This window comes from Desulfococcus multivorans, from assembly GCF_001854245.1.
Taxonomy (GTDB): domain Bacteria; phylum Desulfobacterota; class Desulfobacteria; order Desulfobacterales; family Desulfococcaceae; genus Desulfococcus; species Desulfococcus multivorans.
Genome location: NZ_CP015381.1, coordinates 3,408,111 through 3,423,088 on the forward strand (window position 1 = coordinate 3,408,111; position 14,978 = coordinate 3,423,088).

Genomic DNA, 14,978 nt, shown 5'->3' on the forward strand with positions numbered 1-14,978 from the left:
TCAATATTCGATTTTTGGTGATGTTTACCGGAAAGCGGCTGAGGCCGGCTGAAAGGGGATAAACGCCCCGCAAGCGCCCGCCTTCAATCCGCCTCAGCTCCTGATGCAACTGCGTGGGCGTGGGCCGCCTTTCCGGCACCACCGCCCCATTAACATCGAACGTCGAGTAAATCTTCTGAACGCATACCGGCTCGGCCGCACGCGATGTCGCACCAACCGCGGAGACATCTTCACTTTTATGAAATACAATGCCCTCATCACCCGTTACGTCCTGAAGGAGATGTTCCCGCCCTTTGCCGTCAACGTCCTGTTTTTCATGTTCGTATTTCTTCTGACCGAGATCCTCGACATCACCGATATGATCGTCAACTATAAGGTGGGCCTGTGGGCGGTACTGAGGATACTCGCCTACTCCATGCCCTATTTCCTCATCTTTATCCTTCCCATGTCGGTAATGATGGCCGTCCTTCTGACCTTTCTCCGTATGTCCGGAGACAACGAAATCATCGCCCTCAAATCAAGCGGCATCGGCATATACCAGCTGCTGCCGGCCGTCTTCGCCTTTTGTCTGGCGGGATCGATTATCACCGGCCTCATGACCGTCTACGGACAACCCTGGAGCCGCACCGCCCTGAAGACGCTCACTATCGAGATCGCCAAATCCAATGTCGATATCGGCCTCAAGGAGCGGACCTTCAACAACGCCTTCAAGGGCGTCATGCTCTACGTCAACGAGATCGACCTGAAAAGAAAGGAACTCATCGACGTCTTCATCCAGGACGAACGCAACCCGGACACCGCAGTCACGGTGGTCGCTCCGCTGGGGAAAATGGGCAGCGATCCCGACAATCTTCTCTTCCACATGCGGCTCCACAACGGCACCATCAACCAGGTGGATCTCCGGAAAAAATCCGTCAACACCGTTCACTTCGACACCTACGACATCCAACTCGACCTCAAGCAGGCCATGGAGAACATCTCCGACGAACCCAAAAACGAGCGCGAAATGCACCTCACCGAATTGTGGGCGTATCTGCAAGCCGCCTCGTCAAAAGATGTCCGCTACTACCGATGCCTGATAGAACTCCACAAGAAGTTTTCCATTCCCGTCGCCTGCTTCGCCTTGGGCATTCTGGCAATTCCCTTGGGGGTCCAGTCCAAATCCGCCCGCAAATCCTTCGGGTTCGCCCTGGGCTTCCTTCTCTTCCTGGGTTATTATCTTCTGCTTTCCGCCGGTATGGTCTTCGGCGAAACCGGCGCCTATCCGCCGGCTATCGGCATGTGGCTCCCCAATATCGTCACCGGCGGGTTCGGCGGGTACCTGCTGGCCAGAACCGTGAAGGGGCGTCCCATCTACATTGACCTTCTCCCCCAAATCTTCGCATGGCTGCGAAAGGCATGATACTCTATAATATCGTTCTCGGCCTCGGGGCTTTTTGCGGACTCCCGCTGGCCCTGCCCCTGGCGCTTTGCTCCGGGAAGCGGCGGGCCACCGCTCTGGAGCGCCTGGGGTTGCGGGGACTGCCGCCGACACCGGAAAAAAGCGGTTCCGGCCGGAGGCGGATCTGGATCCACGCGCTTTCCGTGGGAGAGGTGACATCGGCCGTCCCGCTGGCGATGTGCCTCCGAAACCGATTCCCCGACCACGACATCTTTTTCTCGGCCTCGACCCGAACAGGATTTTTAACGGCCCGGCGCCTCCTGGACGGTATTGTCCAGGCTCTTTTCTTTTTTCCCTACGATCTCCCCTTTTCGGTCTCCAGGCTGGTCCGCCGGGTCTCTCCGGATGTCATGGTGATCGTCGAGACGGATCTCTGGCCCAATTTCCTGGAACAGATGCACAGACGCGCCGTTCCGGTGTTTCTCGTCAACGCCCGGATCTCCAGTCGTTCCTGCGCGGGATACCGGCGGCTGTCGTTCCTCACCCGCCCGATGTTCCGCGCCCTTACGAAAATCGGGGTACCGTCGGCGGAGGACGGTCTCCGATGGACGGCGCTGGGGGTATCGCCCGAGCGCATTATCCGGACGGGAAACATCAAGTTCGATCAGCCCATCCCCGACATCCCCGAAACCGAACGGCAACGGATGCGACGAGCCCTGAAGATCGCTCCGGAAAGGCGCATCGTGGTGGCCGGATCGACCCACGACGGAGAGGAGCAGGTACTGAAGACGGCTTTCCTACGGCTGAAGGCCGTTTATCCGGACCTGTGCCTGATCTCGGCCCCCCGGGACCCCGACCGGGCCGGGAGGGTCCGGCGAATCTTCGCTTCAGCCGGAATCGAGACCGAAACCCTGAGTCAGCTCGAAAACGGTGGCGATAAACGCTTGGACGTTGTGGTGATAGACCGAATCGGCCTCCTCAAGCGCCTTTACGCCCTGGCCGAGGCGGCCGTGGTGGGGGGCAGCCTGGTGAACCGGGGCGGCCACAACCCGCTGGAGCCTGCGGCCGTCGGCGTGCCCGTTCTCTTCGGCCCCTATATGAGCGATTTCAGGGAAATCGCCGATCTTCTGATCGCGGGGGGCGGCGCCCTGGAAATACCGGACCCAATGCGGCTTGCCGAGGTCCTGCAGGCACTCCTGGAGGACCGAACCCGCAGGGCCGACATGGGCCAGGCGGCCCGTGAAACCGTACTGGTCAACCGGGGGGCCGTCGACCGAACGGCGGCACTGATCACGGAAGGCATAACCGCATGAGCACGCTTCGTCGAGCGATTCTGGCCGCCATTGAAAACGACGGCCCCATGGCGTCGGGGCTCCCGGCCCTCGGACTGTCGGCGGTCGCCCGTCTCTATGAAACGGCGATGGTCCGGCGGGCCCTCTGGTATGCCGCCGACCGAAGGCGATCGCGGCGGCTGCCTTGCCGGGTGGTCTCCATAGGCAACATCACCGTGGGCGGAACCGGGAAAACGCCCATGACCCTCCGGCTGGCCGGGGAGTTTGCGGATGCCGGCATCCCCACGGTGATTGTGAGCCGCGGCTACCGGGGGAAAGCGGAAGCCGAAGGCGGCGTTGTCAGCGACGGGGAAACCCTTTTCATGGATGCCGCGACGGCCGGGGACGAACCCTTCATGATGGCCGAAACCCTCACGGCGGCCCAACGACGCGTGCCGGTGATCGTGGGCCGAGATCGGTACGCAGCCGGCATGACAGCCGTCCGTCGATTCGGCGCGAAGATCCTTCTTCTGGACGACGCCTTCCAGCACCTCAGGCTTGCCCGGGACCTTGACCTCCTGCTTCTGGACGCCCGGGCGCCTTTTGGCAACGGCCGTGTACTGCCCCGGGGACCGCTCCGGGAGCCTCTTTCCGCCCTGAAGCGGGCCGATGCCGTGATCCTGACACGCTGCGATCCGGGGGTCTCTCCGGCCGCCCGGGAGATTGAAAGAGGGGTCCTCGGATGCCCCCTCTTTCGGACCGTTCATCGGCCGTTCGTCCGCAAGATCGTGCGGTATTCAGCTCCGGTTCCGGACGAGCCCGGTCCGGTCCGTCCCGAAGCGATCGACCGGCGACCTGCCGTCTTCGCCTTTTCCGGCATCGCCCGAAACGAAACCTTTATTTTCACCGCGCAGTCCCTGGGATTTCAGGTGACGGGCCAGGCGGGTTTTCCAGACCATTATGCTTACACCCCCTCGGACCTGACGGATCTGTCGGCCGCAGCGGTCTCGTCCGGAGCCGGAGGCATCGTCACCACGGAGAAGGACTACGCCCGGATGGACCGAGGGTTTACATGGCCCCTCGATCTTTTCGTCATCGGCATAGAGATGGATTTCGGGGCTGAGAACCCGGCCTTCCGCCGGTTTGTCCGCAGCCGCTTAGGCATCCCGGAATCCCCGCCCGTCAACCCCTCAGCACCGGCTTGAACAGCGCCGTCAACGCCGGGACCCGAAGGACACATCCATGAATACCATCGCACCCGAAGACATCCGCCGCATTCTGATCCGCGCCGCCAACTGGGTGGGGGACGCCGTAATGAGCACACCCATGATCCGGGCGGTGAGACACAACTTTCCCCAGGCGGAGATCCATGTTCTGGCCAAACCGTGGGTGGCGCCCGTTTTTGAGAACAGCCCCGACGTCGACCAGATCATCTCTTACGACGCCCGGGGACGGCATGAAGGTTTCCCGGGCATTCTTCGACTCTGCGGAGAGCTTCGATCCGTCGGTTTCGATCTGGCGGTTCTGGTCCAGAACGCCTTCGAAGCGGCCCTCATCGCAAGGCTCGCGGGAATACCCCGGAGGCTCGGTTATGCCACCGACGGACGGACGCTGCTGCTCACCCATGCCGTGCCCATGACACGCCGCCTCAAGCGAAGGCATCAGATCGACTATTACCTGGGCGTGCTGGAAGGCGCCGGCCTCCGCACCTTCGGGAGGGAGACAAGCCTCTGGGTGTCGCCCGCCGAACGGGTCCGAGCCGCACGAATCCTGAAAAAAGCCGGCGCAATCCGTACGGACGGCATCATTGGCCTCAATCCCGGCGCGGCTTTCGGCGGCGCCAAGCGGTGGCCGGGGGAACGGTTTGTCGAACTGGGCCGGCGCATCGCGGCGCATTACCCCGCTCTGCCCATCGCCGTTTTCGGCGGACCGGGAGAGACGGCCCTGGGTGACGGGATCCAGCGGGACATCGGCGGGAGCTGCATCAATCTGGCCGGTCGGACCACCCTGCGCGAGGCCGTCGCCCTGATTGAACGGTGCCGTGTTTTCATCACCAACGATTCCGGTTTGATGCACGTTGCCGATGCCCTGGATATTCCGCTGGTGGCGATTTTCGGCCCCACCGACCCGACCACGACGTCTCCGTCGGGCCCCTGCAGCCGCATGGTCCGGGTGCCGATACCGTGCAGCCCCTGCATGATGCCCGAATGCCCCATCGCGGACGGGTTGGAGCGGCATGGATGCATGCAGGCGGTGACGGTGGAACGGGTTTTGAGCGAGGCCGTGCCGTTTCTCGGCATTGACGAGGAAGGCGGTCGCGGGTGAAGATTCTGATCGTCAAACTCAGCGCCATCGGCGACGTCATCCACACCCTGCCGGCCGTAAACGCTCTCCGCGCGCACTATCCCGGCGCGCACATCGCCTGGGTGGCGGAGGAGGCCGCCGCTCCACTCGTCAAGGGACACCCGGCCCTCGATCGGGTGATCGTCTCCGGTCGGAAACGGTGGGCGGAAGCGCTGCGATCGGGATATCGACGACAAGAGACGCTTCGTGAGATCGGCCGCTTCCTGCGCGATCTCAGAGATACCCGATACGATCTGGTCATCGACTTTCAGCAGCTCCTCAAAAGCGGGGCCGTGACGGCACTGGCCCGAGGCGGCGTCAAGGTCGGCTTCGGTCCGGGCATGCAGCACATGGAGATGAGCTACCTCTTTCTCAATCGACGTATCCCAAGCGTCTCCATGGAGCACCACGCCCTCTCGCGGAATCTGATGCTCCTCCGGGCGCTGGGTGTTCCCGCTTCCCGGATCGTCTATCGGCTCCCTATGGATGCAGTGGATCACGAGGCGGCGGCGGCTTTGCTGAAGCAGGCGGGCATCGCCGGGGATCGGCCCCTGGTGGCGGTCAATCCCGTGGCCCAGTGGAAGACCAAGCTGTGGCCCAACCACCGGTTCGCGGCTCTGGCCGACCGCCTCATTCACGACCACGGCGTCGACATCGTTTTCACCGGGGGTCCCGACGACCGGCCGACAGTAGCGGATATCCTGTCCCGAATGCGCCGGAAGGCAGGCGACCTGACGGGACAGACCACTTTGCGGACCCTGGCCGCCCTTTACCGGCGGGCCCGAATGGTGATTTCAACGGATACGGGCCCCATGCATTTGTCGGCGGCGGTGGAAACCCCCGTTGTCGCCATCTTCGGCCCCACAGCCCCGTGGCGGACCGGCCCCTTCGGTCCAGGGCATGCGGTGGTTCGGCTGGGGCCTTCCTGCAGCCCGTGCTTCAAACGCTCCTGCCCCCGGGGGGATCACCTCTGCATGACCGGCCTGGACGTGGATGCCGTCCTGAAGGCCGTGACCCGACCCGGGATGAAACCTATTCGTCGATTGTGAACCTGAACCGGCGGGTCATCACTGCCCGGGATTCATCGCCGTCGGGAATGAAGGTCCGCTCCACAAAACGGATCTCGCCGCCGTTGCCGACGAGCAACGCAGACGAGGATCGGGTGCCGTATGTGGGGGAGACGATAAACATGGAAGAAAGGATCCGCTCCCATTCAAGCCCGACACCCGTCTCCGGCAGAAGGTCGTCGGAAGGACGGCGCCGGTCTTCGAGGATCCTCAAAACCGCTTCCGACGTGATCCGCCCGTTGGAACAGACCTGCGCCATTGCGGCCTTCCCCCGATCGACCTTGGGCCAGGGTGAATCCAGAAACCGATTGCTGAGGCCGTGGATGCCCGGCGTCACGACCTGGATCTCGCCCCGCCGGCTTGAATAGCAGAAGAGATCCCGCCGATCCCCGACCAGAAGGTTGAATCCGTTGTAGGACGCCCCATTCCGCATGATGCGCGTGAGGTAGGGCAGAGGGGGTTCATGACCCGTCAGAAAGTCCTTCACAAGGACGCCCCGGGACGGCGCCCCGTTACGATTGGCCGAAGGATCCCTGAAATTGGTAAGGGCCGCGAACCGACCGGCACGGGTCACCCCCATCCACGTTCCGCCCCCCCGCAGATCCCGGCCGGCCAGCACCGAGGCGGAGACGGGACCTGCGGCACCACTCTCCCAATATCCCAGGGGTGCCGTGGGGCGCTCATGGAACTCATCCCGATTGGCACCCAGGATCAGACGGTAGTCCGGGTGGTCCGCATATGAAAAAAGAATCAAACACATAGCATCACCATTGACCTTCAGTTTTGAATTATGTTACTAAAAGATTTTTTGTTTGTTAAGTCCTTATTTACATCCAACAAGGGAGTAGTGCACATGAACGAAGTCGTTATCGTCAGCGGCTCGCGGACCGCTGTAGGCAGTTTCGGAGGATCGCTCAAAACCGTTTCGGTGGTGGATATGGGAGCACTGGTCATGAAAGACGTCCTGAAAAAGGCGAATCTCAAGCCCGTGCTGAGCGACGACATGAGAGCGGGCGTTCCGGAGAAACTGAAGGACCAGGGGCCCGTTGACCTTGAAAAACAGGCTGCGGACTGGGACGACGGCGCCACGCCGATAGTCATCGACGAGGTCATCATGGGAAACGTCCTGCAAGCCGGCCAGGGTCAGAATCCCGCCCGTCAGGCCATGATCCGGGCCGGCATCTGCAAGGAGACGCCGGCCATGAGTTTGAACAAGGTCTGCGGTTCCGGGCTCAAGGCCATCGCCGTCGGTGCATCGGCCATCATGTCCGGTCAGGCGGAAGTCGTGCTGGCCGGCGGTCAGGAAAACATGAGCATGGCTCCCATGGCTCTGCCCAAAGCCCGGTGGGGCTATCGTATGGAACTGACCGGCGCGGGAGAGGTCACGGACCTGGTGGTTTTCGACGGACTCTATGAAATCTTTTACGGATATCACATGGGCATGACCGCCGAAAACATCGTCAAACTTTACGGCATCAGCCGTGAGGAGCAGGACGAACTCGGCGTACTGAGCCATAATCGGGCCCGCAAGGCCATCACCGACGGCCTTTTCAAGGAAGAGATCGTGCCCGTGGTCATCAAGAGCCGCAAGGGCGACGTGGTTTTCGACACGGACGAACGCCCCATGGACACCTCCCTCGAGAAGATGGCCAGACTGAAGCCGGCCTTCAAGAAAGACGGCTCCGTCACCGCCGGAAACGCCTCCGGGATCAACGACGCCGCCGCCGCGGTGCTCATGATGACCCCCGAAAAGGCCAAAGCCCTCGGACTTCAGCCCATCGTCAGGATCAAGGCCTTCGCCGGCGGCGGCGTGGATCCGGCATACATGGGCCTGGGGCCGGTGCCGGCGATTCGAAAGGTGCTGAAAACCACCGGCATGACCCTGAACGACATCCAGATGATCGAGTTGAACGAGGCGTTTGCGGCTCAGGCCATCGGATGCATGCGGGAACTCGACATCCCCGTCGAAAAACCCAACCAGTTGGGCAGCGGCATCTCCATCGGCCATCCCATCGGCTGCACCGGCGCCCGTCAGATGGTGACCTGCATCCATCACATGCGCCGGGAAAACCTGGAAACCGGCCTGATCTCCATGTGCATCGGGGGCGGCATGGGAATGGCCATGATCGTCGAGCGCGTATAGGCGTCGATTGAATTGGGAACAGGTGATGGGTGGGGCGGCCGGCCTTTTTTCGCTTTACTTCATCACCTGTTGTTGCTAATACTCTCGGTGATCTATTGGGGTTCTTACCCATTAAAAACCCGTTGGAGCAGCGAAAATCGATTTAGAGGAGATTGACATGAGCATCAGCAGGAAGATGGGGATTTTGGTTTTTTGCGGCGTCCCGGCCATCATCGGCGGGGGAATTCTTTTTGCCGTTTTCGGCCACAGCTTCACACCGGTGATCATCTACGAGGCGATCCTGCTGCTGACCGCAGGCGCATTTCTCAGCAAAAACTGATCGGCGGACGGCGACCCAATCCCAGACCACTCGAATCCGGGACATCCGTCAGTACAACGCCAGGGGTTTTCCACCACCGCATTCTCGGCGAGCGATCAGCGGATCATCCGCCTGTTTCAGGACCGTCATGGGGGACTTTTCCCCCTTTCGGCGGTTTCAGGGCTTGTCTCCGCCCCGTCGGTCCTGCCGCCACCCGCTGTACTTTCCCTGCAAATAATCCTTGAACCCATGATCGATTGATCATATAATCACATGTTTCGATTGTTCAACTCAACCTTTCGACTTTAGAGATGTCGACCGGAGAACAGTGTCGCCGGGAACGACGAAACCTTTTGAACAATGCATTTCACTGCCGCTTGAATGCAGTGAAAGGATCAGTCGCCCGACCATGGTAGGGCGTGCGTCGTTTCAAGAGGATTGAGGACGTCTCGCAGGACATCTATCCGTCAGGACATCCATTAGCAGGACATCTATGGAACTCACTGGGGAAACCACTGAAAATATGCCCGAAATCAGCATCGAAGCCGAAATGAAGCAGTCCTATCTGGACTATGCCATGAGCGTCATCATCGGTCGAGCGTTGCCGGACGTTCGGGACGGCCTCAAGCCGGTTCACCGTCGCGTGTTGTTCGCCATGAACGATCTGAACAACGACTGGAACAAACCCTACAAAAAGTCCGCCCGCATCGTCGGCGACGTCATCGGTAAATACCACCCTCACGGCGATACGGCTGTTTACGACACCATCGTGCGTATGACCCAGGATTTCTCTCTCCGTTACCCTCTCGTTGACGGTCAGGGCAATTTCGGCTCCATTGACGGCGACAGCGCCGCCGCCATGCGATACACGGAGATCCGCATGGCCAAAATCGCCCATGAGATGCTGACGGACCTGGAAAAGGATACGGTCGACTACGCACCCAACTACGACGAATCGCTCACCGAACCGTCGGTGCTGCCGACCCGCATCCCGTGTCTCCTCATCAACGGCTCCTCGGGAATCGCCGTGGGCATGGCCACCAACATACCGCCCCACAACCTCACGGAGGTCACAAGCGCCCTCACGGCACTCATCGACGCCCCCGACATCACCTGCGACGAACTGATGCGGCATATTCCCGGGCCCGATTTTCCGACGGCCGGATTCATATACGGGACCCAGGGCATCCGGGAGGCCTACCGTACAGGCAGGGGCATCATCCGCATGCGGGCGAGGGTGACGGTGGAGGAGGAACGGCAGAGCGGCCATCAGACCATCGTGGTCTCCGAGATCCCTTACCAGGTCAACAAGGCCCGGCTGATCGAAAAAATCGCCGAACTGATAAAGCTCAAACAGATCGAGGGAATCCGGTACGTCCGTGACGAATCGGACCGCGATGGTATGCGTATCGCCATAGGGCTCAAGCGGGATCAGGTCCCCGAAATCATCATCAACCAGCTTTACAAGCACACCCAGATGGAATCGAGCTTCGGCATCATCTTTCTGGCGGTTGCGGGCAACCGGCCCCGCCTCTTCACCCTGAAAGAGCTGCTGGAGCAGTTCATCCTCCACCGCAAGGAGGTCATTGTCCGGCGGACCCGTTACGACCTCCGGAAAGCGGAGGAACGGGCCCATATCCTGGAAGGCCTCAAGATCGCCCTCGAGAACCTGGACGACGTGGTGGCCCTGATCCGCGCATCGAACACGGCCAGGGAAGCCAAGGATCGCCTCATGGAGAGCTTCGGTCTCAGCGCTCTCCAGGCACAGGCCATCCTCGATATGCGGCTCCAGCGGCTGACCGGACTCGAACAGGAGAAGATCCTCGAGGAGTACGCTCAAATTCTCAAGGACATCAACTGGTTCAAGGAAATCCTCGCCAGCGAGCGTATCGTCCTCGACATCATCAAAAACGAGCTCGCCGAGGTTCAGGAAAACTTCGGCGACGCCCGCCGCACGGAGATCATCGAGGCCGTCCGGGAGCTGACAATGGAGGATATGATCGCCGAAGAAGACATGGTGGTGACCATCTCCAAGGCCGGATATATCAAACGGAACCCCATCACCCTCTATCAAAGCCAGCGCCGGGGGGGCAAGGGCAAGACCGCCATGGGGACGCGGGAGGAAGACTTCGTCGAGCATCTTTTCGTCGCCTCCACCCACCACACTTTCCTCTTCTTCACCAACCAGGGAAAGGTCTACTGGTGCAAGGTCTATGAAATCCCCCAGGCCGGCCGCGCCAGCAAGGGAAGGGCTATCGTGAACCTTCTCAATTTCGAGGCCGGTGAAAAGCTGACCACCGTGCTCGCCGTACCTGAATTCCAGCCGGGATCCTACATCATGATGGCGACCCGCCAGGCCGTCATCAAGAAGACCGATATCATGGCCTTCAGTCGGCCCAGAGCCGGCGGCATCATCGCGCTGGCCCTTGCGCCCGGAGACGAACTGATCGGAACCCGAATCACCGACGGCACCAACAACGTCTTTCTGGGGTCTGCATCCGGAAAGTCGATCCGCTTCCATGAATCGGAAATCCGCCCCACGGGCCGCACGGCCAGGGGTGTCCGGGGCATGACCCTCGCCGCCGACGATATCCTCGTCGGCATGGAGGTGCTGAGTCACGGCCAGACGCTCTTCACCGCAACGGAGAACGGCTACGGCAAACGGACCCTCATCGACGAATATCCGATCCAGCGAAGGGGTGGAAAGGGGGTTATCACCATCAAGACCAGCAAACGGAACGGACAGGTCATCGCCATTCTTCTGGTGGCGGAAGAGGACGAACTCATGCTCATGACCGACAGCGGCAAGCTGATTCGCATGCCCGTCTCCGGCATCTCCGTCATCAGCCGAAACACCCAGGGTGTAAAACTGATGGATCTGGACATCGAAGAGCGGGTTATCGGGGCAGCCCGGCTCGCCGAACAAGAAGACGCCGAGACACCGTCTTCGGACGATGCGGAAGAAGAGGGGGAAATCGACAGCGATGAGGATTAAAGACGTTCATGAAGCAAAAATCGGCGTGATCGGCGGCGGCTCCTGGGGAACCGCCCTGGCCAACCTTCTGGGAACCAAGGGATATCCCGTCGATTTCTGGGTGTTCGAGTCGGAGGTGAAAGACGCCATTATCCGGGAGCGGGAAAACACGCTCTTTCTGCCCGGCATCCCGCTGTCGGAGAATCTCTTCCCCTCCAATGATCTATCGGCTGTCGCATCCGATAAGGACCTCATCCTGATCGTGGTCCCATCCCACGTGATGCGGGAAGTATCCCTCAAGATCGCCGACATCGTCTCCGAGAAAAGCGTCGTGGTATCGGCATCCAAAGGCATCGAAAATCTGACGCACCTGACCATGTCTGGCATCCTCAGGGAAACATTGAACCGTATTCCCGAATCCCATCTCGCCGCTCTCTCCGGACCCAGTTTCGCACGGGAGGTGGCTATGGGCCTCCCTACGGTGGTGACAGTGGCAGCCAAGGACAAGGCCGTGGCCGCCTTTGTCCAGCAGGTCTTCGCAACCCCCGTTTTCCGGGTCTACACCAATGAAGACCTCATCGGCGTAGAGTTGGGCGGATCCGTCAAGAACGTCATCGCCATCGCCGCGGGCATTCTCGACGGGCTGGAGCTGGGCCTCAACACGCGAGCGGCCCTCATCACCCGGGGGCTCACGGAGATGCGCCGCCTGGGCGTCAAGATGGGCGCCAACCCGAGAACTTTCACCGGAACGGCGGGCATCGGCGACCTGGTGCTGACCTGCACCGGAGATCTGAGCCGAAACCACACGGTGGGAAAAAAAATCGGGCAGGGTATGAAACTGACGGAAATCCTCGCTGAAATGCGGATGGTGGCCGAAGGGGTCAAGACCGCGAAATCGGTCTACAACCTTTCACGAAAGCTGGGGGTGGAGATGCCGATATGCCATGAAATCTACCACATCCTATACGAAAACGTGCCGCCGAAGGAGGCCCTCCATCGCCTCATGACCCGGGACCTCAGAGATGAGCTGGATGAATCCTGAGCGCCCCATGCCGGCGGGTATCCGCGCCTGCCGGATCCGACCCGACGAAACCGGCCGGGAAAGGCGTCATGGCTGAACGGAAGACGCACAAGGGCGACGGCCACAGAAGGCGTCTGCGGGAACGCTTTCTCAATTCGGGGCTTTCAGGGTTTCACGATTACGAGGTCATCGAACTGCTCCTGACCCTGGCCACCCCGCGACGGGATTGCAAGGAGATCGCCAAGGCCGCCCTGAAACGATTCAAGACCCTCCAGGGGGTCCTGGAAGCATCCCCCGGTGAACTCTGCGAAATCGACGGCCTCGGCCCCGTCAACATCTTCGGCATCCGCCTCATCAAGGAGGTGGCCGATCGTTTCCTCAAGGAAAGGATGCTTGGGAAAGACCCGATCCGAAACGCCCGGGAGGTGTTCGACTATCTTTACTACAACATGAAAGACAAGCACCGCGAACGGTTCAAGGTCATCTATCTGGACGTCCGAAACCAGATCCTGGCTGCGGAGACTCTTTTCGAGGGCACTCTTACCTCGGGCGCCGTCTACCCCCGCGAGGTCGTGCAACAGGCCTTGACGCACCGCGCCGCGGCGCTGATTTTCGCCCACAACCATCCTTCCGGGGACCCCAAGCCGTCCCCCGAGGACGTGGCCATTACCCGGCAGCTCCTGTTCGCCTGCAAGGTGGTGGGCATCACGGTTCACGAGCACCTCGTCATCGGCGACAACCGCTACTTCAGCTTCGCCGACGAGGGCTACATCGCGGACATGAATCGGGAATTCGAGCGATATGGCGCCTGATGGATCCGCCGGAAGTCAACCTCCGGAAGGATTCACGAAACGTTCGGGATTCAGGCATGAAAGTTCCAATTAATTCGGCGTAATCGGGGCTGGCTCCGACGACAGGAGATCGACCCGGGGCAATCACCGAATTTTTCAGAGAACCGCCGATTCCTAAACGCCGCGACGTCGGAGGCAGATCATCATGAAAATATCAACGGAACGCCCATCCTGCTACGGAGACCTCGACACCGTCTTCCCCATGGCGCAGGACGGTCTTCGGGCATCACCGGATGCCTGTCTGGCCTGCCCCCACAAGACCGAATGCCTTAGAAATGCTCTCAAAGGCGCCCGGGGAATGACGGTCCGCGACGAAAAGATCGATCGGGCCTACGCATCGGGCACCATGGGCTTCTTCGAACGCTGGTCGAGAAAGAAGGCGATTCATCGCCGAATGAAACAGAGCACATCCAACAAAGGAGAGGATCGTGAAAACCATTCAATCGATCGATCTTGACGGCAAACGCGTACTCGTCCGGGTGGACTTCAACGTCCCTTTGAACAAGGAAGGCCGGATCACGGACGATGCGCGCATCCAGGGCGCTCTGCCGACGCTTCGATATGTCGTGGAGCACGGTGCCCGGTTGATTGTCGCCTCCCATCTGGGGCGGCCCAAAGGACGTCGGGTACCGGAATTCAGCCTTGCTCCGGTGGCCGAACGGCTGACGTTACTGCTCGAACGGAGGGTCCGCCTGGCCGAGGACTGCATCGGACCCGGCGCCGCCGCCGCTGTCGACGGCATGGCCGACGGTGATGTCGTGCTGTTGGAAAACCTCCGCTATCACGAGGGCGAGCAGAAAAACGATCCGGTCTTTGCCGAGGCCCTCGCCGCCCTGTGCGACGTCTACGTCAACGACGCCTTTGCCGTCTGCCACCGTGCCCATGCATCGGTTGCGGCCGTTACACGGTTTGCGCCGATTTCCGTTGCCGGCTTTCTCCTGCAGAAAGAGCTCGAGTATTTCGGCAAGGCCATGAACAATCCACGACGCCCGCTGGTGGCCGTGGTGGGCGGCGCGAAAGTGTCCAGCAAGCTCGCAGCCCTCGAACGAATGCTCGAAAAGGTGGATCGGATCATCATCGGCGGGGCCATGGCCAACACGTTTCTGAAACACTCAGGCGTCGATGTGGGCGCCTCTCTGGTTGAGGACGACATGGTAGCGGCCGCGGGAACCCTGAAGGCGACCTGCGCCCAAAAGGGCATCGGGCTCTTTCTGCCGGTGGACGTGATTGCAGGGGACCGCTTCGACCCCGGAGCCGAGACCCGGATCGTGCCGGCCGGAGAAATTCCGTCGGGATGGATGGCCCTGGACATCGGTCCCGAGACCGCCCGCCGTTATGCCGAAGCCCTCGCGGATGCCGGCACCGTGGTCTGGAACGGACCCATGGGCGCCTTCGAGATGGCACCCTTCAGCCGGGGCACCACGGCCATCGCCGAATGCATCGCCGGCCTGGACGCCCTGACCATCGTGGGGGGCGGCGACACGAACGCCGCCGTCCACCAAGCCGACGTCACCGATCGAATCGGCTATATCTCCACCGGGGGAGGAGCGTTTCTCACACTCCTGGAGGGGAATCCCCTGCCGGCGATCCAGGCTCTGGAGGCGGTCGACACCAACCCCGCGGCATAGG

General features: G+C 61.0%; 13 protein-coding genes. 12 read left to right on the forward strand and 1 reads right to left on the reverse strand.

Annotated features, from left to right (window positions below; genetic code table 11):
- Positions 1 to 238: 238 nt before the first annotated feature.
- From lptF to waaC, 5 genes are read left to right on the forward strand one after another with little or no spacing between them, the layout of a single operon-like run.
- Complete coding sequence (gene lptF / locus dmul_RS14985; protein WP_020877626.1) at positions 239 to 1,402, forward strand: LPS export ABC transporter permease LptF; 1,164 nt, start codon at positions 239 to 241, stop codon at positions 1,400 to 1,402.
- Positions 1,399 to 2,694 (forward strand): 3-deoxy-D-manno-octulosonic acid transferase, encoded by a 1,296-nt coding sequence (locus tag dmul_RS14990; protein ID WP_020877627.1) that lies wholly within the window; start codon positions 1,399 to 1,401, stop codon positions 2,692 to 2,694. Before lptF ends, dmul_RS14990 begins: the two co-directional genes overlap by 4 nt.
- Entirely contained in the window at positions 2,691 to 3,857 is a 1,167-nt protein-coding gene (gene lpxK, locus dmul_RS14995; protein WP_020877628.1) for a tetraacyldisaccharide 4'-kinase, read from the forward strand. The genes dmul_RS14990 and lpxK overlap by 4 nt, the downstream gene beginning before the upstream one ends.
- A 37-nt stretch (positions 3,858 to 3,894) precedes the next feature.
- Positions 3,895 to 4,977: a lipopolysaccharide heptosyltransferase II gene (gene waaF / locus dmul_RS15000; protein WP_020877629.1), complete on the forward strand. Its 1,083-nt coding sequence runs from the start codon at positions 3,895 to 3,897 to the stop codon at positions 4,975 to 4,977.
- Positions 4,974 to 6,044, forward strand: a complete 1,071-nt coding sequence (waaC, locus tag dmul_RS15005; protein ID WP_020877630.1) for a lipopolysaccharide heptosyltransferase I — start codon at positions 4,974 to 4,976, stop codon at positions 6,042 to 6,044. The genes waaF and waaC overlap by 4 nt, the downstream gene beginning before the upstream one ends.
- On the opposite strand, the gene dmul_RS15010 is transcribed toward waaC, so the two are convergent.
- Positions 6,028 to 6,822 carry an NRDE family protein gene (locus dmul_RS15010; protein WP_020877631.1) on the reverse strand — a complete coding sequence of 265 codons (795 nt, stop codon included), beginning with the start codon at positions 6,820 to 6,822 and terminating at the stop codon, positions 6,028 to 6,030. The genes waaC and dmul_RS15010 overlap by 17 nt on opposite strands.
- A 93-nt stretch (positions 6,823 to 6,915) precedes the next feature.
- Here dmul_RS15010 and dmul_RS15015 point away from each other — a divergent pair, with 93 nt between their 5' ends.
- The 7 genes from dmul_RS15015 to dmul_RS15040 all read left to right on the forward strand — a co-directional run bounded on the left by dmul_RS15015 (position 6,916) and on the right by dmul_RS15040 (position 14,977).
- Positions 6,916 to 8,205 carry a thiolase family protein gene (locus tag dmul_RS15015; RefSeq protein WP_020877632.1) on the forward strand — a complete coding sequence of 430 codons (1,290 nt, stop codon included), beginning with the start codon at positions 6,916 to 6,918 and terminating at the stop codon, positions 8,203 to 8,205.
- A 157-nt stretch (positions 8,206 to 8,362) separates the two neighbouring features.
- Positions 8,363 to 8,524, forward strand: coding sequence for a hypothetical protein (locus tag dmul_RS20515; RefSeq protein WP_020877633.1), 162 nt, complete (start codon positions 8,363 to 8,365; stop codon positions 8,522 to 8,524).
- 472 nt (positions 8,525 to 8,996) lie between these two features.
- Complete coding sequence (gene gyrA, locus dmul_RS15020) at positions 8,997 to 11,498, forward strand: DNA gyrase subunit A (protein WP_020877634.1); 2,502 nt, start codon at positions 8,997 to 8,999, stop codon at positions 11,496 to 11,498.
- Positions 11,488 to 12,519 (forward strand): NAD(P)H-dependent glycerol-3-phosphate dehydrogenase, encoded by a 1,032-nt coding sequence (locus tag dmul_RS15025; protein ID WP_020877635.1) that lies wholly within the window; start codon positions 11,488 to 11,490, stop codon positions 12,517 to 12,519. Before gyrA ends, dmul_RS15025 begins: the two co-directional genes overlap by 11 nt.
- Positions 12,520 to 12,587: 68 nt before the next feature.
- Complete coding sequence (radC, locus tag dmul_RS15030; RefSeq protein ID WP_020877636.1) at positions 12,588 to 13,310, forward strand: RadC family protein; 723 nt, start codon at positions 12,588 to 12,590, stop codon at positions 13,308 to 13,310.
- A gap of 184 nt (positions 13,311 to 13,494) precedes the next feature.
- The gene (locus dmul_RS15035) at positions 13,495 to 13,806 is read left to right on the forward strand and encodes a hypothetical protein (RefSeq protein ID WP_020877637.1); all 312 of its coding nucleotides are present in this window, start codon (positions 13,495 to 13,497) and stop codon (positions 13,804 to 13,806) included.
- Entirely contained in the window at positions 13,778 to 14,977 is a 1,200-nt protein-coding gene (locus dmul_RS15040; RefSeq protein WP_020877638.1) for a phosphoglycerate kinase, read from the forward strand. The genes dmul_RS15035 and dmul_RS15040 overlap by 29 nt, the downstream gene beginning before the upstream one ends.
- Position 14,978 lies beyond the last annotated feature (1 nt).